The organism is Dyadobacter ginsengisoli DSM 21015 (genome assembly GCF_059568735.1).
In genome coordinates, this window is sequence record NZ_JCANTY010000001.1 from 1,290,143 (window position 1) to 1,311,081 (window position 20,939).

17 protein-coding genes and 1 pseudogene are annotated in these 20,939 nt (G+C 50.4%); 8 read left to right on the forward strand and 10 right to left on the reverse strand.

The genetic code is table 11. From position 1 onward, the window contains the following. Window positions 1-26: 26 nt before the first annotated feature. From BP71_RS04760 to BP71_RS04785, 6 genes are all read left to right on the forward strand, one after another. Window positions 27-3,344 (forward strand): UvrD-helicase domain-containing protein, encoded by a 3,318-nt coding sequence (locus BP71_RS04760; protein ID WP_496377144.1) that lies wholly within the window; start codon window positions 27-29, stop codon window positions 3,342-3,344. A 142-nt stretch (window positions 3,345-3,486) separates the two neighbouring features. Then, window positions 3,487-6,915 (forward strand): response regulator, encoded by a 3,429-nt coding sequence (locus tag BP71_RS04765; RefSeq protein ID WP_496377146.1) that lies wholly within the window; start codon window positions 3,487-3,489, stop codon window positions 6,913-6,915. An 11-nt stretch (window positions 6,916-6,926) separates the two neighbouring features. Beyond that, a complete protein-coding gene (locus tag BP71_RS04770; RefSeq protein WP_496377148.1) occupies window positions 6,927-7,733 on the forward strand; it encodes a CheR family methyltransferase in 807 nt (268 codons plus the stop codon). Then, window positions 7,730-8,311 carry a chemotaxis protein CheB gene (locus BP71_RS04775; protein WP_496377150.1) on the forward strand — a complete coding sequence of 194 codons (582 nt, stop codon included), beginning with the start codon at window positions 7,730-7,732 and terminating at the stop codon, window positions 8,309-8,311. The genes BP71_RS04770 and BP71_RS04775 overlap by 4 nt, the downstream gene beginning before the upstream one ends. Before the next feature lie 16 nt (window positions 8,312-8,327). Then, the gene (locus BP71_RS04780; protein WP_496377152.1) at window positions 8,328-10,256 is read left to right on the forward strand and encodes a response regulator; all 1,929 of its coding nucleotides are present in this window, start codon (window positions 8,328-8,330) and stop codon (window positions 10,254-10,256) included. A gap of 88 nt (window positions 10,257-10,344) precedes the next feature. Next, complete coding sequence (locus BP71_RS04785) at window positions 10,345-11,112, forward strand: hypothetical protein (protein WP_496377154.1); 768 nt, start codon at window positions 10,345-10,347, stop codon at window positions 11,110-11,112. Here the strand turns inward: BP71_RS04785 and BP71_RS04790 are convergent. From BP71_RS04790 to BP71_RS04825, 8 genes and pseudogenes are all read right to left on the reverse strand, one after another. Then, window positions 11,109-11,873: pseudogene (locus BP71_RS04790) on the reverse strand (class I SAM-dependent methyltransferase); the annotation flags it as partial. The gene BP71_RS04785 and the pseudogene BP71_RS04790 sit on opposite strands and share 4 nt — an antisense overlap. Before the next feature lie 70 nt (window positions 11,874-11,943). Then, complete coding sequence (locus BP71_RS04795; RefSeq protein ID WP_496377156.1) at window positions 11,944-13,224, reverse strand: NAD(P)/FAD-dependent oxidoreductase; 1,281 nt, start codon at window positions 13,222-13,224, stop codon at window positions 11,944-11,946. A gap of 1 nt (window position 13,225) precedes the next feature. Next, entirely contained in the window at window positions 13,226-14,356 is a 1,131-nt protein-coding gene (locus BP71_RS04800; RefSeq protein WP_496377158.1) for an alpha/beta hydrolase fold domain-containing protein, read from the reverse strand. 41 nt (window positions 14,357-14,397) lie between these two features. Continuing rightward, entirely contained in the window at window positions 14,398-15,390 is a 993-nt protein-coding gene (locus BP71_RS04805) for an SAM-dependent methyltransferase (RefSeq protein WP_496377160.1), read from the reverse strand. A 71-nt stretch (window positions 15,391-15,461) separates the two neighbouring features. Then, complete coding sequence (locus BP71_RS04810; protein ID WP_496377162.1) at window positions 15,462-15,836, reverse strand: DUF1295 domain-containing protein; 375 nt, start codon at window positions 15,834-15,836, stop codon at window positions 15,462-15,464. Further along, the gene (locus BP71_RS04815) at window positions 15,790-15,999 is read right to left on the reverse strand and encodes a DUF1295 domain-containing protein (RefSeq protein WP_496377747.1); all 210 of its coding nucleotides are present in this window, start codon (window positions 15,997-15,999) and stop codon (window positions 15,790-15,792) included. The genes BP71_RS04810 and BP71_RS04815 overlap by 47 nt, the downstream gene beginning before the upstream one ends. 45 nt (window positions 16,000-16,044) lie before the next feature. Beyond that, complete coding sequence (locus tag BP71_RS04820; protein ID WP_496377164.1) at window positions 16,045-16,260, reverse strand: hypothetical protein; 216 nt, start codon at window positions 16,258-16,260, stop codon at window positions 16,045-16,047. After that, window positions 16,253-16,588 carry a DUF1475 family protein gene (locus tag BP71_RS04825; RefSeq protein ID WP_496377166.1) on the reverse strand — a complete coding sequence of 112 codons (336 nt, stop codon included), beginning with the start codon at window positions 16,586-16,588 and terminating at the stop codon, window positions 16,253-16,255. The genes BP71_RS04820 and BP71_RS04825 overlap by 8 nt, the downstream gene beginning before the upstream one ends. Window positions 16,589-16,721: 133 nt before the next feature. Between BP71_RS04825 and BP71_RS04830 the strand changes: the two genes are divergently transcribed. Continuing rightward, window positions 16,722-18,569, forward strand: a complete 1,848-nt coding sequence (locus tag BP71_RS04830) for a chloride channel protein (RefSeq protein WP_496377168.1) — start codon at window positions 16,722-16,724, stop codon at window positions 18,567-18,569. A 129-nt stretch (window positions 18,570-18,698) separates the two neighbouring features. Continuing rightward, window positions 18,699-19,133, forward strand: coding sequence for a MarR family winged helix-turn-helix transcriptional regulator (locus tag BP71_RS04835; protein ID WP_496377170.1), 435 nt, complete (start codon window positions 18,699-18,701; stop codon window positions 19,131-19,133). Window positions 19,134-19,225: 92 nt separating this feature from the next. Here the strand turns inward: BP71_RS04835 and BP71_RS04840 are convergent, their stop codons facing one another. Both BP71_RS04840 and BP71_RS04845 read right to left on the reverse strand, forming a co-directional pair. Further along, the gene (locus BP71_RS04840; RefSeq protein WP_496377172.1) at window positions 19,226-20,053 is read right to left on the reverse strand and encodes a DUF4097 family beta strand repeat-containing protein; all 828 of its coding nucleotides are present in this window, start codon (window positions 20,051-20,053) and stop codon (window positions 19,226-19,228) included. A gap of 4 nt (window positions 20,054-20,057) precedes the next feature. After that, entirely contained in the window at window positions 20,058-20,921 is an 864-nt protein-coding gene (locus BP71_RS04845) for a DUF4097 family beta strand repeat-containing protein (RefSeq protein ID WP_496377174.1), read from the reverse strand. Window positions 20,922-20,939: the final 18 nt, after the last annotated feature.

Sequence of the window (20,939 nt, forward strand, 5' to 3'; positions counted from 1 at the left end):
TTCGCTATATCCATTTCCAACGCAAAGTGTTTAAAGTTTACAGCTCATCGGCAGGCTCGGGAAAGACCTACACCCTCACCAAGGAATATCTCAAACTGGCCCTGCATTCCAATTCGGAGACTTATTTCAGGCATATCCTGGCCGTCACGTTCACGAATGCGGCTGCCAATGAAATGAAGGACCGGATCCTGCTCATGTTGAGGACATTCTCGGCTTATCAGGAGCAGGACTCTCATCCGCATCCGATGATGCGGGACGTTGTGACCGAGATGTATCCGGATACGGAACATGACGCTCCGCTGTTTTCGGGAGCCTGCCAGCTGATCGCTGCCAGGGCGCAAATGGTATTTGGTCAGATCCTACACCGCTACTCCGACTTTTCGGTGATGACAATCGACAAGTTCACGCAGCGGCTGATCAGCAGTTTTACGGACGAGCTGGGCATTCCGTTCGTGTTCGAAACCCAGCTCGACGGTGATCTGCTGGACGATGCCGTGGACCGGTTATTAGCCAGGATCGGGCAGGAAGGCGAGGAAATACTGACCGACATCGTCGAAAAGTATTACCGTGAGAATGCCGAAGAAGGGAAAAGCTGGGGCACATTGCCGATGCAAATCCGCGATACGGCCGGCACGTTGCTCAGCGAGCAAAGCTACATGCAGATGAAACGCGTGGAGGAGCTCAAAATGGAGGACTGGATAGCCGTTCGCAAGCAGATGCGCGATTTCGTGCGGGGGCGGGAAGAGATGATGACCAGGGGTGCGAAAAATGCACTGGAGCTAATCCAGTCGACCTACCTGTCGGAGAAAGATTTTCATCAGAGCGGGCGTGGCATTTATGGCTATTTCCGTGACAGGGCGGAAGCGAAAAAATTATGGGCCGAGCCCAATTCCTATGTTTACAAGACAATCGGGGAAGGCGTTTGGTATGGTGCCAAGACAGCCGGGCCGATTAAAGACGAGATTGAACGCATCCGTACGGACCTGGAAAATTATTTTCACCAGATCGAAAACATCCGCTCGTCTGAAACAGAGAAGATAACGCTCTACAACCAGCTCGACAGGCATATCTACAACCTCTCACTATTGGGCGAGATCCGGAAAGAATTCGATGCATTGCTGAAACATAACAATCAGGTACATATCTCGGATTTTAACCGGAAGATCGTCGATATCGTAGCACGTGAGCCGGTCCCTTTTATTTTTGAGCGGCTGGGCGACAAGTACAACCATATTCTCGTCGATGAATTCCAGGATACATCGAAATTGCAGTTTGCCAACCTGTTGCCTCTGATCGAGAATGCACTGTCGAGTGGCTATTTTAACCTGATCGTGGGTGATGCGAAGCAATCGATTTACCGGTTCCGGGGCGGCGATATGGACCTGATCCTGCATTTGGCCCAAAACCAGGTGATGAAGCTGGGCAGCATACTGGGTAGCGGTCCCTTCCATGAAGAAAGGTTATTTAGTCTGGATAATTATTTACATATCAATCATTTAAAGGTAAATCGCCGCAGCTACCGCGAAGTTACCGAGTTCAATAACAAGTTCTTTGGTTTCATCGCAGAATCCCTGGGCGGTGAGTATCCTCTGATCCGTGACGTGTATGACGAGCACTTCAGCCAGGAAATACCCGAGGGGGTTAGTGAAGGAGGGCACGTCGAAATCGAATTTCTGGAAATGAATGAGATGGCCGAGGAAGACGGGGAGGAGTCTTCGGCAGACAATATCACGAAACGAGCCCTTGAACTCGTCGGAGAGCTGCGCGCCACCGGATACCAGTGGCGCGACATTGCGGTATTATGCAGGAAAAAAAAGGAGGCGACCGCATTGGCCAATGCGATGAAGGAATCGGGTTTCCCGCTGATTTCAGACGACGCTCTTTCGCTGGCTTATTCGCGTTCCGTGCATTTCATTATCTCTTTCATGAAGGTTCTGCACAGTTCCGATCATCGCCTGGCGCGTTACGAGGCCGCTTACCTTTTCCATCAGGTGATCCGCCGACAAAATCCCGCGCCGTACGAATATGAGGCGATCCGTGTGCTTTGCGAAGAGCGCGGATTAGACAGCTTCCTCGAATATTTCCGGAAGTGGGACATCAATATCACCTCTTTCAAAATGCGGCAGGTATCTGTTTTTGAACTCACGGAGCTTTTGATGCAGCAATTCGGGTTATTCAAAAGCCAGTTTGAAAACGAATACCTGTTCCGTTTCCTCGATGTGGTTCTGGAATTTGGCAACAGAAAAACCAATCACCTGGGCGATTTCCTGACCTACTGGGAATCAGCTAAATACAAATTTTCCATCACCGTGCCCGATGGTACCGACGCGATCCGGATCACGACTATCCACAAATCCAAGGGACTCGAATACCCGGTGGTGATCATTCCCTATGCGCAATGGAAGGTAACGCCCAACGCACGGCTCGACAGGCTTTGGGTTGACCTGGACAATGTAGATTATGAAGAGATCAAATTGCTTGAACGCCCTGGCTATACAAATTCCAAACTGCGGAGTTCCATGGTTTCGGTCGTAAAGGATCTGGAAAACACCGTGGTTGCAGCGCAGTACCGCGACGAGCGCACGCGTACATTGATTGAAAACCTGAACCTGCTGTACGTAGCCTTCACGCGCCCGGTGCAACGCCTGTATGTACTGGCAAAACGGGAACGCAAATGGGAAATGGGCCAGCAGATCAACCATTGGCTGCGTGATTACTTGAATCAGGAAGGCTTTACGCCGGCATGGGACGAAAGCCTGTCCCGATACATTATCTCGGAAGGACGGGGCGGCTTGCGCCACGCGCACATCAGCTCGGGTACAGAACCGTTCGTGCTGACGCATATATTGAGTAACGACCGCACCGAATCGCTAAGGCTGCGCCGGATGGCCGACCGTATTTTCGATGTCCAAACCTTCGAGCCGCGCCTCGACCGTTTGCAAAAGATGCGTTACTTGCTGACGAGGTTGAAAACGATTTCGGACCTGCCCCAGGCTTTGGAAAAGCTGGTAGGGGAAGGAATCTTTACCAGAAAGGAAACCCGTGAAATCGAAAGCCTCACTGTCTCCCTCTTGCAGGATCCATCGTTGCAGGTGTTGTACCAGGACGAAAATAGCATTCAAATTAACAAGGAACTACTGATCCCCGGCGGGAAAATGCTCCATATAGACCGGGTAGTCCAGCGACCTGACGGCGAATATATCTTCATGTCTTTCGTGGGAGGCAACAGCGCCGACGAGCCGCGCAGGCATCTGCGTAAACTGATCGCCGCCTTCGCGGATGCGGGTAAAGCTTCGCGCGGAGTGCTGCTCACGCTGGAAGATGAGCTGACGGAGTGGGTGTGAAAGCAGAAGGTCATTTAACGGAGGTTGATAACCAGTTAAAAAACGCTGTAAATCTGCCGAAATACCGTCAGAATGCTTTATTTTTCCAAACGATCTACAAAACACACACTGAATATTATTTCTACATGTTTATTCAACGTTTATGCAGCTTACTTTTCAGCGTCAGGTTTTACTGGGAATCTCATTTTCAATTCTTTTGGTTCTTGCTGTCGGTTACGTTTCCTATAATGCGATCATCATACAGCAGGAAAATGCGGCCTGGGTGGACCATACGAGGGAGGTAATACGCGTTTCTTCTGTTCTGAAAAATCATCTGCTCACTGCCGAAGCCAACGTCCGCGGGTTTGCGATTACCGGAAACGGCTCCTTCGAAACAGCTTATCTGCAGGCCTCCAATGAGATCTGGGACCAAACCGATGCGTTCCGTAAGCTGGTACGTGATAACAAGATACAGAGCGCGAGGGTCGATTCGCTTTCCAGCCTGTTGCAGATGAGACTATCGCTCATGCATCGCCAGTATGAAATTTTAAAGGCGGGCAAATACAATACCGACACCATTCAGAAAATCGTGCTGGCTGGTAAAGAAGTGGCTTCGCAGATAGAGTTCAATTTCCGGCGTATCGAAAATGTGGAGGAGGGGCTGCTGATCGAAAGGGAACAGATCGCTTCTATCAGTTCTTCCAGGGCCAAACAGTATATTCTGCTGGGATCTTCGGTGTTTTTCCTGGTAATCCTCCTGTTGTATTATTTTATCCGTAAGACTTACCTCGCGCAGGTCGCATCCGAAAATGCAATGTTGCTGGCGAACAAGCAGCTTGAAACATTGGCCGCGGAAGACCAGGAGAAAAACTGGATACTGAACGCGGCGATCGATCTGTCCAGCGCGGTGCGGGGAGAGCCAACTCTAACGGAACTGTCTGATAAACTGCTGCATAGCCTGGCCACGATCACGGGAGCCCAGGTTGCGGTGATGTACCTCGTAACGCGTTCCGGTGATGTTCTCGAACGGTCGGCCGCGTACGGGACGTCTGAATTACGCGACGTACCTGCGTATATTCGTTTCGGTGATGGTATTCTTGGCCAGGTTGCTTCGGACCGGTTGGATCTCAAACGGCTGGATGTCTCCCCGGGCTACCTCAGAGTGCAGACGGCAACCGGCCAGACGAGCTCTGGGGTGGTTCTGCTGAAAAATATCATATTCGAAAATGCAGTCACTGCATTGATCGAGATCGCCTATTTGCAAGATCCGGGACCGAAAACAATGAAATTGCTCGAAATGGTTTCTGATAACGTCGCTGTGGCTGTTATGGCCGCACGTGCACGGCAGACTGCCAACGAACTGCTTGAAAAAACGCAATTGCAGGCCGAAGAACTGGAAAGCCAGCAGGAAGAATTGCGTGTAACGAATGAAGAACTCACGCGCCAGACATCGCTGTTGCAAGTTTCAGAGGAGGAGCTTCGGGTGCAGCAGGAGGAATTGAAACAGATCAATACCGAGCTCGAAGAAAAGGCATTTATGCTGGAAGAGCAGAAGCGCACGATCGAGGAGGCGCGCGATCAGATCCAGATCAAAGCCGACGAATTGGAGCGAAGCGGGCGGTTTAAGAGTGAATTCCTGGCCAATATGAGCCACGAACTACGCACGCCGCTCAATAGTATACTGATCCTTTCCCGCATTCTGGGTGAGAATAAGGCCGCGAGACTCAGCGAAGAGGAGCAACGTTATGCGTCGGTGATCTACAATTCGGGGAACGATTTGTTGACGCTCATTAACGACATTCTGGATCTGGCGAAAGTGGAAGCAGGCAAAATAGAGCTGATCCACGAGCACGTAACCACGGAACGCATCCTGTCGGAAATAAGGAACACATTCCAGAAGGTGGCCGAAAATAAGGGACTTGTATTGCAGATCGAAAAAAACGAGTCCTGTCCCGACAACCTGTACATCGACCACACCCGTTTGTTACAGATACTTCGCAACCTGATTTCCAATGCAGTGAAGTTCACTTCCGCACCCGGCAAGGTGTCGCTGCGTATCAACCTCGTAGGCGATTATTTGCACTTTGAAGTAGCAGACACGGGGATTGGCATTCCGTTCGAGAAACAAAGCTCGATTTTTGAGGCATTCCAGCAGGCCGACGGTTCCACCAGCCGCAAATACGGCGGTACCGGTCTGGGACTTTCGATCAGCCGCGAACTGGCAGGCTTATTCAAAGGGGCCATTGCCTTGAAGAGCACTCCAGGTGAGGGATCGGTATTTACATTGAGAATACCCTTGATTACGGAAGAGGAACAGGAAACGCCGGATCATATCGAGCCGGCAAACAAGCTTGCTCAATCCGGTCCTTCCTTTACTCCGGCATTGGCCGACAATGGTAAAGCGCGGAGACTGCTTCTGATAGAGGACGACGAGGTTTTTGCAGCCGATATGTCATCCAAGGCAAGACAGAGTGGTTTTGAGGTGCAGACAGCGACGGATGGCAGGAGCGGATTGGAGTTGGTGAAGACATTCAACCCGACGGCCATTATCCTGGATATGAACCTCCCTGATATTTCCGGCGAGGAGGTTTTAAAAGAGCTGAAAAACGATACGCGAACGCGCCTGATACCCGTCCATACCGTATCGTCGGGAGATTATGTGGATGAGGATCTGCTCAAAAACGGGGCGATAGGCTTCATGCAGAAACCCGTTGACGAACGGTCCGCCCAGCATATTTTCAACGCATTGAAGCTGGAAGGAAAAGACCTGGACAAGCAGCGCATTCTGCTCGTGGAGGATGATGCATACCAAAGTCAGTACCTGGGCGAATTCCTGGTGGGCAACAACATTTTTGTGCTGTATGCCTACACGGCCCAGGAAGCACTGGACATTCTGGAACGCGAGACAGTCGACGGTATTATCCTGGACGTGCGGCTCTCGGATATGAATGGGCTCGACCTGCTCGACATCATCAAGAAAAATACCGAATGGAACGACATTCCGGTGGTGGTAAACACCGCCGAGGATCTCACACAATCGGATCTGGCGCGCGTGATGAAATACTCGCACCCCGTGGTGATCAAAACCAAGAAATCGAACGAACGCCTGCTGGATGAAGTAAAGCTCTTCCTGAAAAAGATCCAGCCGAAGTTGAAAGAGCCCGAGGTACGGGAAGAAGCATTCAGTAACCCGGTGGTTAATGCGGAGCAGATATTTGTCGGAAAAAAAATACTCCTGGCAGACGACGACATGCGCAACATTTTCGCATTAAGCGCGGTGTTGGAAGAAGCCGGATTCAACATCGAAATCGCCACGAACGGTAAAGAGGCGATCAGAAAGCTGGAAGAAACCGATGGGATCGAACTGGTGCTGATGGACGTGATGATGCCTGAAATGGATGGTATCGAAGCAACGCGGCTGATCCGTCAGCAGAGCAGGTGGGTAAATATTCCGATCATCGCCGTAACGGCCAAGGCCATGCAGGGCGACCGGGAGCAATGCCTGGAAGCAGGTGCCAATGATTACATTTCGAAACCGGTGGATGTGGATAAATTGCTATCCCTCATCAAAGTCTGGTTGCATTCAGCCTAGTTATGGTTTTAATGGAATATTCTGAGCTGGAAATACTGATCAGGCGTATCCGGGAGATTTCGGGTTTCGATTTTTCGGGATACGCACGCCCATCCCTGCTCCGGCGGGCAAGCCGCTATCTCACCAGGCACAGAATGAACCTGGATGCGTTGTTACTGCACATCGAACCCGGCGGAAGCATTGTGTACGATCTGATCCAGGAGCTGACAGTCAACTACTCTGAAATGTTCCGGGACCCGGATTTTTTTATAAAAGTCCGCACGGAGGTTTTCAATTACCTGGAATCCTATCCGATGTTGAGGTTCTGGGTGGCTGGTTGCGCTTCGGGCGAAGAGGCCTATTCGATGGCTATCCTGTTGCAGGAAGCAGGTTTTATGAGCCGTTCGCTGATTTACGCCACGGATCTGAGCAACCGGGTACTTTCGGCAGCACGGGAAGGGATCTTTACTTTGAGTAATGTGCGTACGTTTTCGGAGAACTACATACAGGCGGGCGGTTCACATTCATTATCGGAGTATTACCGTGTTGCCTACAACAAGGCTGTGATTTCTCCGGAGCTGAGAAAAAACATCGTTTTTTCCATGCACGACCTGACAGGTGACGGAGTTTTCAATGAGTTTCAGTTTATCAGCTGCCGCAACGTAATGATCTATTTTACATTGGAACTCAGGCAAAAAGTATTCAGACTTTTGTATGATAGTCTCAGCATGTTGGGTTTTCTTTGCCTCGGCAAGCGGGAGACGTTGCGCTATTCCGGGTTGGAAGACCATTTCAAGGTAATTGACGCAACGCTGAACATTTACCAGAAAATCAAATGAAAGCACCGGACGCCGAACCGCTAAATCTGATACTGATCGGTGGCTCGTCGGGCAGCTTTGCCATATTTGAAGAAATGCTCAAAATGCTGAAAAGCCCGTTGTCTTTTGCATTGATATTCGTGCTGCACAGGGGTAAATCGAGTACTGCGGTTTTGCCGCAATTATTCAGGAATAAAACGGATGTATATATGAGTGAGCCTTATCATCTGGATCACATTGAGCAAAACAGCGTTTATTTCGCTTACCCGGATTACCATTTGCTGATCGGGCCGGACCGGCGGTTTTACTATGATGTTTCGGACAAAGATTTTTTTTCCCGGCCCTCTATCGACGCCACGTTTGTGTCGGCAGCCGTTTCGGGCATTCCGGTGAAGGCTGCGATGCTGTTTTCAGGTTCCAGCGCCGATGGTGCGATGGGAATGAAAGCATTGGCGGAAAAAGGGTTTCCCACTTATGTACAAGACCCGAATTCCGCAGAGTCGCCACGGATGCCGGCAGAAGCGCTTCGGGAGTATGAGAAGCATACGATATTGCGCGATGGCGATTTGTTTTCAGTGATCAACGACTTACTTTATTAGCTACTCAACGTAATTCATGGAAAATACTAAGCTTTTATTGCTGGATGACCGCGAGGAAAATCTCTTCTCGCTCAAAGCGATCCTGAACCGCGACGATATAGACATCTATGCCACTACCTCGCCAAACGAGGCATTAAGGATCGTCTGGGAGAGTGATATCGCGGTTGCACTCGTAGATGTGCAAATGCCTGGAATGGACGGTTTTGAGTTTGCGGAAACACTTTTTTCCAATCCCAAGACCCGAGAAATCCTGATCGTTTTCGTTACTGCCATTTCCAAAGAAACAACGTATGCGGTCAGGGGTTTGAAGACAGGGGCCATCGACTACCTCTACAAACCGCTTGATCCCTACATTACCAATGCGAAAGTCGATTCACTGATTAAACTTGCACGGAGTCAGCGTGACATCAGGGACAAGAATAAGCTACTGGAAAACTACGCGACGATCGTCCTGAATTCGCCCGACATCATCGCTACCGTTGAACCGGAAACAGGTTCCATTCTTTCGGTTAATCCCTCGGTCGAAACGATTCTGGGCGTCCCGCCCTCTGCGCTGGTAAAAACATCTATTCTCGACCTGCTGGTGGATCCTTTGCGCTCCTCGTTGCGTGACGTGCTGGTGAAACGGAGCTATGTGGGAGGGGAGACCATCGTCGTGGAAGACCAGTTTTACGGAAGGCTGCAACAGCCGGTCTGGCTGGAATTGCGCATTATGTATAAAAACCGCTTGCTATTCGTCAACCTCCATGACGTAGAGAAGCGTAAGGCCCACGAACTGGCGCTGATCGACGCGCAGGCACAGGCGGAGAAGGCCCGTAAAACCAAGGAAGCGTTCCTGGCAAATATGAGCCATGAGATCCGCACGCCACTAAACGGCATCATCGGTTTGGGTAACCTGCTTGGCGCGACGGAACTAAGCAGCAATCAGCGCGAACTCGTCGAAATGCTGCGGCAATCATCCGGGTCGCTGTTGAACATCCTGAATGATATTCTCGATATCTCGAAAATAGATGAAGGGAAATTCTCCATCATCCCGGTATCCACAGACGTGCGTTTGCTGGCCAAAGGCATCATCGACCTGATGCAGTTCAAGGCTGATGAAAAAAAGCTGGTACTGAAATGTACTATAGGAGAGAAAGTACCCGAATGTGTGATGGTAGACGGAATGCGACTGAAGCAGATTCTGCTGAACCTGGTGGGTAATGCATTGAAATTCACGGAAACCGGCACTGTGACCCTTAAAATAGAGCATCTGGCAGCAACCCAGGGTGGACATACGATCCGGTTTACCGTGGAGGACACCGGTATCGGAATGTCGGAAGAACACCTTTCCAATATTTTTTCGGAATATGGTCAGGCCTCTGAAAATACTTCGCACCAGTACGGTGGCACCGGACTCGGACTGACAATCTCTCAGAAGCTGGTTCGCCTGATGGGAAGCGAGCTGGAAGTCAACAGCCGTTATAATCATGGCAGTCAGTTTTTCTTCACACTGATCCTGCGAGACGCTGATGAGAAAGTTGAAAATGTAAGTCCGGTTGTTCCCTTTCAGGATCTGCCGCCATTCGAAGGAAAGAGGGTATTGGTTGCCGAAGACAACCCCATTAATGCACTCTTGCTGAGGAAATACCTGAAAACCTGGCAGTTGGATGCGACGATAGTGGGGAATGGGAAGGAAGCCGTAGAGCAGCTGCGCCACGAAACTTTCGACCTGATCATCATGGATACACGTATGCCGGAGATGGATGGTTTTCAGGCGGCCCGGTTTGCACGCGAGGAACTGCGCATCGACACGCCCATTTTGTCGTTGTCGGCCACGGTATTGCCGGAGGAGGTCGCACAAGCGCTGGAAGCCGGTATGAACGACACGCTTTCGAAGCCATTCGAACCCGAAAAACTGCACAGAAAGATAGAAATGCTCCTGTCGGCGGTGGTGCGGGATTGAGATGCAACGATTTGTTATAGTTTGTCGTAATGATTAATTGCAGGATTTCGTTGTTACAAGAGTAATTCTAATCGTTATAACCAACAAAATGAAAACTATAAAGAACAGTTGGTCTCTGCTACTGTTGATTGCCCTCGGCGCTTGCAGCTCCTCTAAAACCATGCCCTATGAATCGAAGTGGAATGCGCCTTTCTCGTATGTCGACGAGATCAAGCCTGACCAGCAGGACCAGCGTTCCCGGTTGAAATACGGGATCATCAACGACGACCAGTACGTATACATCACGTTGAAAACCAAGGACCCGTCCACGATTCAGAACATTCTGAGCAGTGGACTTAAAATTGCATTCAGCCCGGAAGGCCAAAGAAAAGAATCGTATGCACTCATATTCCCCGTGGTTGCGAAGGAGGACAGAAAGGCGTTAAAAAGGATCGAAACAGACCTTCCAAACAGCCTGGGCCTCGATTTGCTGCTGGATTCTTACAACAAAGAGGCAGTTTGGAAAGATAAGGAAGGCCAGCATTTGATAGATCTCGTAAGGCCTGATGGTAGCATCAAATCCCACATTTCTATGGACCGGAATGGCGAGTTGACCGAACAGATCGCGATCCCGTTTGCCTTAATGGCGGTAAATGCCAGGGAAACATCCATGATGGGCATGAGCATCAAGGTTGACGGACAATCGTCTTCTAACTCCGGTTTTAGTCCGCGCATCGGTATCGGCCTCGGAGGCGGTATCGGCATGGGCGGCGGAATGGGTGTGGGTATCGGTACCGGCGGCTATAACTCCCGTTACAATGGCAACGACCGGAATGTAGATATCCGGCTGGAAGTGCAGCTGGCTCGAGCCAACTAAATATTGAAAAGAAAAGCCATCTTGGAACCCGTCGTGTATTTATGCGACGGGTTTTGTCTTATCAGATCTGCCTGTTGTTCGGGCGGCTGTAAACGACCTGGATAACACTGATGTTGCGCATCAGGAACGCAGCTTCGCAGTAGCAAAGGTAAATAAACCCATTTGCGGGTAAATATGCTGTCGAAACCCAACGCCTGTACGCGGGGGAGATTTGCCTGAAATTCCGCAAGCCAGAGTCTCAAAGTCCTGGCATAATGCAACCCGAGCTCTTTCAGGTCGATCATCGTCAGGTCGCCGGCCGCGTTCACCGCTTCGTTGATAGCCCCGACCGACGGTAACAACGATCCTGGGAAAATATGCTTCTGTATCCAATCTACCCCTTTTCGAAGGCTATCGTAGCGGGAATCGGGACATACAATTACCTGCACAGCCAGAATACCTTCTTTTTCGAGCAGTTCTGTACATTTCCGGAAATAAGACTTCAGGTAGCGGTGCCCGACGGCTTCCAGCATTTCGATGGAGACGATCTTATCGAACTTGCCTGTGATGGTGCGGTAATCCTGCAAAACCACTTCGACCCTGTGCGACAGACCAGCCTCCGCGATACGTTCTGTGGCCAGTTTCTGCTGTTCGACCGACAAGGTAACTGAAGTAACCCGACAGCCGTAGTTTCGTGCCATATAAATGGCGTTACCGCCCCAGCCGCTGCCGATTTCCAGCACATGGTCGGTGTGGCGGAGGTTGAGTTTACGGCAAAGCCGATCGTATTTCTCTCTGTTTGCGCTTCTTCCAGCTTCATATCATCGGTCCTGAAATAGGCGCTGGAATAAGTCAGGGTAGGATCAAGAAAAGTCGCAAAAAATTCATTGTTGTCAAATGCGAGCAAAGGCGGACTGCGCTCGCAAATGCGTGTTCATGAAACCCGTATTTGAAGTAGCTGCCGCAGAAGTAGACGGGGCCATCGGCGTTCAACGTGCTGAGTTCTGCCTGTGCGTTGATGGCCGGGATATCGAACAGAGGGTACTCATAGTCGATTTCCCGGATGATCGCACGGGGATCCAGATCGTCGTGTGGATTAATGGAGAGGAAGTAGTTTTCGTGTTCTGAAACATTCTGAAGGCGGTTCATCCAATATATAGTGCTGGGTCTCAGGCGGTCATTTTCATGGGTAATGCGGTAATTCCAGCTGCTCCACGCGCGCTTTGTTTTGGGCATAACGGCCGCATCGGTGTGAAGCACGGCCTTGTTGTATTGGTATTTGAAACAAGAGAGAAGGCGCTGTTCCGTGTCTGTGGGAGCGTCGAGCATACGCAGGGCCTGGTCGCCATGGCTGGCGACGATTACCCGGTCGTAGCTCTCTTCGGTGCCGTCTGTGCATTGTACGATCGCGCGCACGCCTGCACGTACTATCTTCGCGACTTTTGTATTGATCCGAAACCTGTCGCGAAAAGGTGCGATTAAGACCTCGCGGTATGACCTGCTGCCCTGGTGAAGCGTGTGCCATTGATGCTGCGTGTCGAGACCCAGAAATCCATGATTCTTGAAAAACCGGACCAGCGTCACAATCGGAAAATCAAGCATTTCTTCCATGGGGGTGGACCATACTGCCGAGCTCATCGGTATCAGGTATTTCCAGAGTATATCGTCACCATAATCCTCTTCCCGCATGTACTGCGCTATTGAATGGCTGGCGTACCTGGGGTTATCGAGTACGGCGACGCTCTCCCTGTTGAAACGGGCAATCTGAGCGAGCATTTTGAGGTAGGGTAAATTCAGGAGGTTTGTGCGCTGGGCAAACAAATGATTGAGGCTGGTACCGCTGTATTCCAGGCCGCTGGGCTTATGCTGTACGCTGAATGACATATCGGTTTTCCGGATCGGGGCCTGGATCTGTTCGAAAAGTTTGCAGAGTAGCGGGTAGGTTTGAAAATTAAAAACCATAAAACCCGTGTCGATGTAAACCGGCTTCCCCTGTTCGTCGACGATAACGGTGTTGGTGTGCCCGCCTTCATAATCATTTTGTTCGTACAGGGTAATGTCGTTGTGTCCGTTCAGGAAATGGCCGCAGCCCATTCCGGCAATACCGGTTCCTATGATCGCTGTTTTCAGCATATTATCGGGTGACAGTGTTCAGAAAATAGGACACGGCATAGGTAGACAGTTGTCCGCCAGGACCATTGATATTATAATCGAAGCCATGTGTGGCCCACGGGAGTGTCAGCAGATAATGCCTTACATGATGCTCCGTCAGTTTTTTGTTCAAACGACGGCTGTGCTCGTAGGCGACCAGCACGTCGTTCTGACCATGAATGAGCAAGGTGGGTGGGGAATGCGACGTGACGAAACGGATGGGGGAGCTGTCTTCATATTTCTTAACAAACCGATCGTAAGGCCCGCCCAGGTAATCTTCCATCACTTTTCTGGAATCCATAACTAATGGATTGGACGGAACGGAATAACCCCAGACCATGTCGGCTGGTCCATAAAAATCGATTACACCTTTGATCGACGGGTCGTTGAGGGTATAGGCTGCCAGCAATGCGATTTGTGCTCCCGCAGATCGCCCCAACAATACAAAACGGCTGGTGTCGATCTGCCACGTTTCGGACTGGGTCCGGAGAAAATGCAGGACATGCCGTATATCTTCCACCGGTGCCGGCGATTTCGCGTCCGGTGCCAGCCGGTAGTTAATAGCTGCGACATGATAGCCCTGCTTGGCCAGGATGCTATTCAGTTCTGGCAGCTGGGTATTGTCCCCGCTTTTCCAGGAGCCTCCGTGCACCACGATGACACAGGGCCGCAAACCTTTTTGGACCGAGGGGTAGAATGCGAGCGAAAGTGGCGCCTTTTGGTCGTTTTTATAGATTTTACGCTGATAGGGCAATTCTCTAACAATGTTAAATAATTTTACAATGCTGAAAGGGTTTGCCGAAAGCTGCTGTGATGGTTTGAAAACCGGTCCGAGCGCATCGGAGAGCTGACGGTCCAGATCCTGTTTTAAGAGAACAGCGCGTATTATCGGGGTAGAAAAAAAGATCAGCGCGCCCGCCAGCAGGACTGTACACGGCTGCGTGTATACGGTGCCTCGGGTGTTCAGGAACAGTAACGCTATGGTGATGACTAGCGAGAGCCAGGGAAATTCATCGATAATAATCGCGAGCATCCGGAACGGATAGGCTGGTGCGGGAAGTATCGTGAGCATAGATACCAGGAACACAACGATGCAAAGGATGAGCTTAGGCATTGGATTTGGGCTTTTCGAACAGATAATGACTCACAATCCATTCATTGCCTGCATTGAAATTCCAGAGCTCGGCGCAGGAACATGAAGAACACCCGCCAGTAAACCCACCATTTCAGAGCCTGGGACTGGCCGTAAGTCATATCGAAAATAGGCATTATCTGCTTTTTGTGCAGATCCATGTTCGCCAGCCAGGCCTCGGCGGTTTTTCCGTAATGGCTGCCGCTCACATGCCAGTGCTTTTTCACTGTCAGGTCGTCATTGAAATAGAACATCAGATCGTCGCTAGGCATGACCCCGCCGGTAAAGAAGTACTTACTCATCCAATCTGTTTCATCCACTACTTCGAACACATAAGCGTATTCACGATGAGTAAAAATGTGGATGAAGAGCTTGCCGTCCGGTTTCAGGAAAGAGGCTACCTTGCTGAGCAACAACTGATAATTACGCATGTGTTCAAACATTTCCACGGAAACGACCCTGTCGAATCGTTGGTCGATTTCGAATGTATTCATGTCGGCGGTCAGCACAGTCAGGTTGCTGATCTCCCGCTTTGAAATCTGGTCATCGATGTGCTGTTTTTGGGTCCTGGAACTAGAGACGACTGTGAAATTACTATCGGGATATCGTACTGCCCTGTACAGCGAAAGAGAGCCCCATCCGCAGCCGAGTTCAAGCACCTGCTGGCCACTGGCCAATTCCGCCCGTTCGCAGGTAAGTTCGAGCATATCGCTTTCCGCAGTGTCGAGATCGGATACACCCGGTTTCCAGTACGCCGAGGAGTATTTGAGGTGTTTGCCGAGGCAATACTGATAGAATTCCGTAGGTACCTCGTAATGCTGCTCATTGGCATCGGTTATGCTGACGGCAATCGGAGTGTTCTTGAGTTTTGCTATGAATGCCGAAAGGTGTTCCTGCTGCCGCTCCATGTCACCTTTATTCTCGTCGTCGAGACGCTGTTGCAGCAGTTGGCGTATGCGTGTGCGAATGAGGAAATCCGGGATCCGGTCTTTTTCTAAAATGCTGTCGAGCCACATAAATGTCGTGGGGGTAAATTGTTTTTAACCTACGATAAAGAATAACGTTTGGATTGAAAACCTGAGCGGGTTTAACGCCTGGACCGGTGGAACCACGGTACAAATGCGCTCGTTTCGCGTTGATATCGCTCGTACAGCGCTCCCTTGGACCGGACCGCTTGTTCCTCGGTAGCCGGAATGCCCGTCACGCGGAGCAGCAAGTAGAGCATGATCGCCGGACTGACTAAGCCGATGTACCCGAATGCTGATCCCAGCGCAAATACAGCGAATGAAACCCATATCAGCCATTCAAAGAAGTAGTTGGGATGACGGGAATAGCGCCATAATCCGACATCGCAGACTTTCTCCTTGTTTTCCGGGGCTTTCTTGAAAACTTCAAGCTGCCGGTCGGCCGCAGTTTCACCTGCCAGGGCTACGAGCCATAATGCAGCGCCTGAGTATTCCAAAAGCCGACAGTTCAGACGCGGTATTGGCCGTCGCAATAAAAAACGGGGTGGCCAGCAGCACATTAGAAAGGCCTTGCGCCTGAAAAAACCAGAAAAGCCGCCGGTCGACGTAAGGTGCCCAGTCCTTTCGCAACTGTGCATAGCGGCCTTCCTCTACCTGTATATGGGTGAATACGCGCCTCGCAAGGTGTGTGCCTAACCGTAGGCCCTATACGATCACCATGGCGGCCAGGAGCAAAACCGGTTGCGTGAGGCCGTCAGCGAAGCCAAGTAAAATCAATGCAATAACCGGGAAATTATAGGACCAGAAAATATCCACCACACCGGCATTGCGGATGCGGTAGGCCCATAGCCAAACTGCCGCCATAATGAGGCAACACGCAGGCAGGCTGAGCGTGACCGGAAGCAGGAGTGTCTCAATCATGTCGGTTCAATAGCAATTCCCTGACGCCGTCGCCGGGACCGAGGCGGAACAATTGGATGAGGATATACACGCAACTGGCAATGCTGCCCAGGCAGATCATGGCCACTAGCCACATCACTTTGAGAAGAATTCCGGGCTCCTTGTAGCAAATCCAAAGGTAGATAACCAAAGCGTTGGCGTAAAAATCCCAAAGTGTAGCCCGCATCCAGGGAATAGATCCGAGAAAATCCCGCTCCTTGAAAAGGTTGCTTTCCAGGCCAGTTGTCACGATCACGTAAATTATCCAGACCGGGATGATGCTGAAAGTGATTTTAAGGCTTTTGATCATATTGGAGGTCTTGCGTCAAAACGGGAATGTAATTTGCTATTCTGTTAATGCATACGAATTTTGAGGTCAAAGAGATTTGCCGGAAACGGAATTGGGCGACTTGTGCCGGACCTATACCCGTAAATGACTGATTGTGAATAAAAACAGCATCAAGAAATTTTATAATTTCCTGAGGTTCCGAAGGAACTTCACCCGTTACAGCCTCCGTAAGGCCCGTAGCTACGAAATCATCATATTCTGGCTCAAAAGCATCCTGACCCGCACGCAGTTTCTGATCTTCTCGGGTGTGCTGGTGGGTATCACCTGCGGACTGGCGGGTGTATTGCTCAAATCGCTCGTGCATTACATTCATTATGTGATCACCTACAAGGTCCATTTTGAAGAACAGGTATTCTTCTACATTCTGTTTCCCTTTTTGGGTATTGTATTAACCACCTTGGTTGTGTTGTTTGTCTTCCAGGGGCAGGACCGGAAAGGTATTCCGGCAATCCTGTATGAGATTGCCAGGAATTCGAGCGTGGTATCATCCGTGAAAATGTATTCGCAGATCATCCAGAGCGCCATTACCGTGGGGTTGGGAGGGTCTGCCGGGCTCGAAAGTCCCATTGCAGTGACAGGCGCCGCGATTGGCTCCAACTTCGCTCAGACCTATAAGCTGGACTACCGCGAAAGGACCTTACTACTGGCCGCGGGCGCGACGGCGGGTATCGCTTCCGCGTTCAACGCGCCCATTGCCGGGATGATGTTCGCATTCGAAATATTGCTCACAGGAGTGGTTTTTTCCGACTTTTTACCGCTGGTCGTCGCGGCGGTCTGCGGCAGTCTTACTTCCAGGATTCTCCTGAAAGAATCGGTGCTTTTCCAGTTCAAGACCCGCAATCCGTTCGACTATCATAACCTGCTTTTCTACCTGATCCTCGGTATTCTTTGTGGTTTGTATGCCCGTTATTACGTGACGATCGCGCGGTATGTCGACCAGGGTTTTCATCATCTGAAACTTAGCCGCATTCAAAAAGCGATGCTGGGCGGGGCGGTTTTGTCGGTTTTGTGCGTCCTGTATCCACCGCTTTTCGGAGAAGGTTACGACACCATCAAAGCCATTACCAACGGACAAATGCAGGAAGTGATCCAAAACAGCTTCTTCCGGTTTATTGGGTACCACGAATGGGTGGTCATCATATTTGTTCTGGTAATTTGCCTGCTCAAAGCCTTTTCAGCATCCATTACGATTTTCGCCGGCGGCAACGGTGGTAACTTTGCACCTTCACTTTTCGCGGGCGGGTTGGTAGGTTATGCTTTCGCGCTCCTTTGTGTGCAGTTGGGCGTAACAAACGTGCCGGTCAATAACCTGGTAATCGTGGGTATGGCCGGTGTGATGAGCGGCGTACTTTACGCACCGCTGACTGCTATTTTCCTGATCGCGGAGTCGACTTCCGGTTATGATCTTTTTATCCCGCTCATGATGGTCTCGGTCATTTCTTTTTCGATGGCGAAATGGTTTTCGTCGGTATCTCCCGACCTGGCAAACCTCGCGAGGGAAGGAAAAATTTTCACGCGGGAGCATGACAGAAACCTGCTTTCGCTTCTTCATATTCCCGACCTCATCGACAAGGACGTCCAGGTGATCGGAGTCAATGCGTCGCCGGACGAACTTGCCGATCTGGTACGCACCGGTAAGCGGAACATGATTTCGGTGCTGGACGAAAGCGGGAAGCTGGCTGGGATCATTTCGATGGACGATATCCGTCCGTTGTTCTTCAGGCCCGACGCGCAGGATCTGCTCACGATTGCCCACCTGGCCAAGCCGCCGGTCGTGGTCATCAGCGAATTCGACGACGTGATGCGTATTGTCAAAAAGTTCGACGATTCCGGCGCATGGAATTTGCCGGTTGTCAAAACGGATGGGGTGTTCGTCGGCTTCATTTCCAAGTCCGGTGTGCTGGAACGCTATCGCCAGTTACTCCGGTCACATTCGGGGTAGTGTACTTCGTATGCTCATATTGAAATTTTACAATCATTTGTTTTCTAGTCAAATAATAGATTTATATATTTGCATAATACTTGAAAAGTCAAGTATGTATCAATTATAAATCAAATACATTTCAATTATATGTCAACTATTTCTCAGGAACTCAGACTCTTTTTGAACCTCACTATGATCCAGACAGTCACTGCCAAACGCTTCGATGTGAAGCTGGGAAGTCACGGGATCAGCCTTAATGAATTCATGATTCTACACCATTTGGCCAATGCTCAGGACGAGAAACTGAGGCGTACTGACGTAGCCGAAAAAGTCGGCCTGACAGCCTCGGGAATCACGCGGATGCTGTCGCCGTTGGAGAAATTGGGGTACGTCAAAAGGGAGGCTAACAGCCGGGATGCACGTGTGTCGTACGTAAAACTGGCCAATGCCGGCAAGAAGATTTACCTCGAAGCCATCGCCACCGCCGAGGCGACCACCGAGCAGATCATGGCTTCGGTAAAGACCAGAAAGCTCGACGAACTTCAGAAAATGCTCATCGAGCTCGGCGCGACAATTGAATAGCCGGCGGCGACACAGTAAAATTTCCGTACAGGTCAATAAAAAAGCCCCTGGCGCAGGATCTGCCAGGGGCTTGGAAGAAAGATGAGTCAGTATTACTTCGCCTTTCTGACGTAAATATTGCCGTTCATATTCTTCATCATGATTTCGCTGCCGCCGCCGTTGACTTTGCCTTTTACCCAGTCTTCGATGCTGACTTTGTACATGCCATCCTTGGCGGTACGGCTCGCCTGCGGTACGGATTTGTCGACGTCCACATCGAAGTCGCTGTAAATCTCGCCGCGGTCGGATTTGAGTTTAACATCAAATTTCGCGGTAGCAGGGAGTGTCACATCAACATTTCCGTTCAGCGTCGAGAATGCCATCGGTGATTTTGCATCAACCGTCTTGAAATTCGCTTTCAGCAAACCGTTGACCGTGTTGGCAACGGCTGAACCCGAAACGTTGGTGAGCCGGATATCGCCATTGACGTTTGTGATCTCCATTTCACCTTCCACATTTTCGATGAAGATATCGCCATCATTCACCGTTCCGACGTTCAATGCGAATTTCAGCGGGACTTTGATATTCAACTCCATTTGCGTGTTGAAGAGTTTTGAGCTGATCCTCACGATGTTGTTCTCTTCGGTGGCAGTAATGTCCAGCGAACCATTTTTCGAAATGCGTTTCATGCCCTCGGCATTCTCTTTGGGCTTTTCGGGCTTCTCCTGTTTGGAGGTAGCGTCGATCACCACCTGATTTCCGTTGTACCCGGTCACGCGGATGGAGCCGCGGACGAGGTTTACTTTCAGCGAGCCTGGTTTCGCCGGATCGCTCAGCGGCACGGTCAGTTGTTCTTTGAGATCGCTTTGAGCCAGCAGGGGTGCCGATAGGGTAGTGAATGCGGCGAGTGCAATAAGTGCCAGAATACGCGGGGTTTTCATTTTGTTATGATTGTTTTTTAAGATAGATATTGCCATTGAAAGTTTCGAACTTGTAGGTAGGGCCTCCCTTACCGATGCGGATAAACGTTTCGGTACTGAGCTTATAGACAGTTTTGTTTTCATGATTTTCTGCATTTTTGACCACCTTCACGGGCAGCTTTTCTATGTTAGGGAAGTCGGTGTAAAAATCGCCGTTGAACGTTTTGAACTGGCAGTCGACGGACAGGGAAGTGGGATAGGTGATCTTGATGTCCCCATTCAGGGTTTTGAAATCCGATTCACCCGGTGGCAGGGTCAGATAATTCACTTCCACATTGCCATTGATGGTGTGTACACTGGCCGGGCCCTTGGCATTGACGATTTTGATCGCTCCATTCACATTGCGGACGCCCAGTGAGCCGACCACATCGTTGACGTTGATATCGCCCCCGTTGACCGTTGAAACTTGAAGGTTGAGCGAATAGGGTACTTTCACAACGAAATCCAGTTCAAAATTATAGTGGATCTTCGGGCCGTCCCAGTTTCTCCGGTTGCGGTTCGGTCGGGAATCGAACGGATTGGCGATGTAAGCGATAATGCTGTCGGCCTCCTGTTCAATTTCCAGCCGGAATTCCTGCTTGCCCTGGTCGAGCACTTCCTGGGTCTTGGCTGAAATCTTTTTGTCGATTTCCAGTACGACTTTGTCGCCGTTGTAGCCTTCCACTTTGATGGATCCGTTGATGTTATAAATGGCCAGCGTGTTTGTAGCGGCATTGCCGTTCACCGAAAACGCTTTGCTGACGTGTTCCTTGAATTCCAGCTTCTGGGCCGGGGCCTGGGTACAGCAGAACACTGCTCCCGCCAGCAGGGGGATTGCAAAATACTTCATGGCTAATAGTTGATTATG

Bases quoted from the DNA above. Each gene is read 5' to 3' on its own strand.
- BP71_RS04820 (WP_496377164.1), bottom strand. From the start codon at position 16,260: ATGATTGAGACACTCCTGCTTCCGGTCACGCTCAGCCTGCCTGCGTGT.
- BP71_RS04775 (WP_496377150.1), top strand. From the start codon at position 7,730: ATGAAAGCACCGGACGCCGAACCGCTAAATCTGATACTGATCGGTGGC.
- BP71_RS04795 (WP_496377156.1), bottom strand. From the start codon at position 13,224: ATGCTGAAAACAGCGATCATAGGAACCGGTATTGCCGGAATGGGCTGC.
- BP71_RS04780 (WP_496377152.1), top strand. From the start codon at position 8,328: ATGGAAAATACTAAGCTTTTATTGCTGGATGACCGCGAGGAAAATCTC.
- BP71_RS04835 (WP_496377170.1), top strand. From the start codon at position 18,699: ATGTCAACTATTTCTCAGGAACTCAGACTCTTTTTGAACCTCACTATG.
- BP71_RS04765 (WP_496377146.1), top strand. From the start codon at position 3,487: ATGCAGCTTACTTTTCAGCGTCAGGTTTTACTGGGAATCTCATTTTCA.
- BP71_RS04845 (WP_496377174.1), bottom strand. From the start codon at position 20,921: ATGAAGTATTTTGCAATCCCCCTGCTGGCGGGAGCAGTGTTCTGCTGT.
- BP71_RS04805 (WP_496377160.1), bottom strand. From the start codon at position 15,390: ATGTGGCTCGACAGCATTTTAGAAAAAGACCGGATCCCGGATTTCCTC.
- BP71_RS04770 (WP_496377148.1), top strand. From the start codon at position 6,927: ATGGAATATTCTGAGCTGGAAATACTGATCAGGCGTATCCGGGAGATT.
- BP71_RS04825 (WP_496377166.1), bottom strand. From the start codon at position 16,588: ATGATCAAAAGCCTTAAAATCACTTTCAGCATCATCCCGGTCTGGATA.
- BP71_RS04840 (WP_496377172.1), bottom strand. From the start codon at position 20,053: ATGAAAACCCCGCGTATTCTGGCACTTATTGCACTCGCCGCATTCACT.
- BP71_RS04800 (WP_496377158.1), bottom strand. From the start codon at position 14,356: ATGCCTAAGCTCATCCTTTGCATCGTTGTGTTCCTGGTATCTATGCTC.
- BP71_RS04785 (WP_496377154.1), top strand. From the start codon at position 10,345: ATGAAAACTATAAAGAACAGTTGGTCTCTGCTACTGTTGATTGCCCTC.